This is a genomic window from Microbacterium sp. Bi128 (assembly GCF_918698205.1).
In genome coordinates this window covers 1-1,107 of the sequence record NZ_CAKKMM010001589.1, presented here as the reverse complement: position 1 = coordinate 1,107, position 1,107 = coordinate 1, and the positions used below count along the sequence as shown (strand labels likewise).

Annotated in this window: 2 protein-coding genes; both read right to left on the bottom strand. The window is 61.4% G+C overall.

The window, feature by feature from the left end:
* Window positions 1-327: 16S rRNA (cytosine(1402)-N(4))-methyltransferase (gene mraW / locus LQV45_RS34755; protein ID WP_230012489.1), on the bottom strand; the 327-nt coding region annotated here is incomplete at its 3' end.
* Between the two features lie 225 nt (window positions 328-552).
* The gene (mraZ, locus tag LQV45_RS34750) at window positions 553-981 is read right to left on the bottom strand and encodes a division/cell wall cluster transcriptional repressor MraZ (RefSeq protein WP_028275887.1); all 429 of its coding nucleotides are present in this window, start codon (window positions 979-981) and stop codon (window positions 553-555) included.
* Window positions 982-1,107 lie beyond the last annotated feature (126 nt).

Sequence of the window (1,107 nt, the reverse complement as noted above, 5' to 3'; positions counted from 1 at the left end):
GGTGAAGCCCAGGTCTTCGAGGACGTCCGGGATTTCGTCGTAGACGGCGTGAACGAGGTCGGTCCGGTTCTCGAAGGGCGCCAGCCTGGCCCCCGCCAGTGCCAGGGCTTCCTCGTCGCGGTCGATGCCGATCAGGTGAAGGTCCGGGAAGCGCTGCAGGAGGGCCTCGGAGTGTCCGCCCATGCCGAGCGTGGCGTCGATCACCACGGGGGTCTCGCCGCGGCTCCGTGCGGCCTCGATGCCGGGGGCCAACAAATTGATGCACCGGTCCTTGAGGACCGGTACATGGCGTTCGGACGTCGGCTTCGCCTGGTCGGGATCCGTCATGCCTTCGTCCTTTCGTTGGCCTTGTTTGTTTTGAGCTTTGCTAGTTGCGCGTTGCTAGTTGCGCGTTGCTTGGTACTGCTCTTACGCAACGTTCCTTGGTCCAGATCCCCATCCGCGCCTATCCTGCGCCGGCCTGGCTCCGGGGAAGTGAGCCAGGACAACAACCGGATGGGCGGCTGGAGATCTCGATCAAGGAACGTTGTTTGCTGGTGGATCAGTGGGGGTTCAGAGAATCCCCGGGATGGCGTCGTCTGTTTCCGAGAAGGCGGTTTCCTTTTCGGCCAGGTACTCATTCCAGGCTTGGGCGTCCCAGATCTCTGCCCGGGATCCTGCGCCAATGACGGCGAGTTCCCGGCCAAGACCTGCATACTCCCGGAGCGCCGGCGGAATCGTCACGCGCCCCTGCTTGTCAGGTACCTCGTCCGAGGCTCCAGAGAGGAAAACACGGATGTAGTCACGTGCCTGCTTGGAGGAAATTGGAGCCTCCCGCATCTGCTCGTGAACCCGGCCGAATTCCGCCTCACTGAAGACGTAGATGCAACGCTCCTGGCCCCTTGTGAGAACCAGCCCGCTGGCAAGTTCCTCTCGGAACTTCGCGGGGAGGATAATTCGACCTTTTTCATCCAGACGCGGCGAATGTGTGCCGAGAAACACGGCCCACCGCCTGTCTGTTTTAGGAAGTCCAACGTCCCCTGTGCTGCCACTACCCTCTTACGTCCTCCACATTACTCCACATCGCTCCACAGTCAACGACACGCCCGGGATGTTTAGACAATTCTG